Source organism: Methylibium sp. T29-B (genome assembly GCF_000576225.1).
GTDB classification, from domain to species: domain Bacteria; phylum Pseudomonadota; class Gammaproteobacteria; order Burkholderiales; family Burkholderiaceae_C; genus Methylibium; species Methylibium petroleiphilum.
Window position 1 is genome coordinate 1 of sequence record NZ_AZSN01000350.1, and the last position, 1,324, is coordinate 1,324.

Consider the following 1,324-nt stretch of genomic DNA (forward strand, 5'->3'; position numbering starts at 1 on the left):
AGCCGCGCGTGCGCGCCTCGGCGTCGAGCGCGGCGCGAAGGGCCGGGTCGGCCGGCGGCAGCGCGTCGATGCCGTCGAACAGCGCCTTGAAGTACAGCATCGTGCCGCCCACCAGCAGCGGCAGCCGGCCGCGGGCGCGGATCTCCGCCATCGCACGTCGCGCGTCGGCCACGAACTGCGCAGCCGAGTACGCGGCGCAGGGTTCGATCAGGTCGATCAGGTGGTGCGGCACGAGCGCGCGCTCGGCGGCGCTGGGCTTGGCGGTGCCGATGTCCATGCCGCGGTAGACCAGCGCCGAGTCGACGCTGACCACCTCGACCGGCAGCACCTGCGCGAGCGCCAGCGCGGCCGCGGTCTTGCCAGAGGCGGTGGGCCCGGCCAGGCACAGCGTGTCCAGCCCGGCGGCGGCGGCGGCGGGCGAGGCCGCGTTCACAGGAAGGTCTCGAACGGCCCGAGGTAGCGCCACTGCCCCGGCGGCAGCTCGCCCAGGCCGACGCGGCCGATGCGGATGCGCTTGAGCGACTCGACCTTCAGGCCGACCAGCTCGCACATGCGGCGGATCTGGCGCTTCTTGCCCTCGCGCAGCACGAAGCGCAGGTGCTGCTCGTTCTGCCACGACACCTTGGCGGGCTTGAGCTTCTCGCCGTCGAGCGTGAGCCCGTGGCGCAGCCGCGCCAGGGCCTCGGGCGGGAAGTGCTCCTTCAGGTCGGTGAGCTCGGGCCGCGCGGTCCACTGCACGCGCACCACGTACTCCTTCTCGACCGGGCTGTCCTCGCCGATCAGCAGCTTGGCGACGCGGCCGTCCTGGGTCAGCACCAGCAGGCCGGTGGAGTCGAGGTCCAGGCGGCCGGCCGGCACCAGGTGCTTGAGCTGGCTGGCGTTGAAGCGCTGCTTGCTGCCGTCGTTCGCCCAGCGGTTGGCGGCGGTGACCAGCGTGAAGGCCGGCGCGTGGCCGTCCTCGGCCTGGCCGCTCACGTAGCCGAGCGGCTTGTGCAGCAGGATGGTCACGCGCTGCGCCTGCTCCAGCCTGGCCTGCGGGTCGATGGTGATCTGCTGCTCGGGCCGCACGCGGGCGCCGAGCTGGTCGACCACCTCGCCGTCGACGCGCACGTAGCCTTGCTCGATCCACTCGTCGGCCTCACGCCGCGAGGCGAGGCCGAGTTCGCTCATGCGCTTGGAGAGGCGCGGGTTGAGCTCCTCGGTCGGGGCGCCGCCGGTGGTGCGGGCCTGGGCAGGGCGGGGCGGTGGGCGCTGCGAGGGCCGGGCCGAGGGGCGCTGCGCACCGCTGTCGTTTGTGCGCGGTGGGCGGCGGTCTGAGCTCGGC

At 73.9% G+C, this 1,324-nt stretch carries 2 protein-coding genes; both read right to left on the bottom strand.

Translation table 11 applies throughout. The features are described 5' to 3' along the window. A partial coding sequence (locus tag Y694_RS21835) for an isopentenyl transferase family protein (RefSeq protein WP_036236709.1) occupies window positions 1-433 on the bottom strand: 433 nt, incomplete at its 3' end. Then, window positions 430-1,324 (bottom strand): pseudouridine synthase (locus Y694_RS21840; protein ID WP_231497842.1); only part of this gene is annotated, 895 nt, incomplete at its 5' end. The genes Y694_RS21835 and Y694_RS21840, both read right to left, overlap by 4 nt.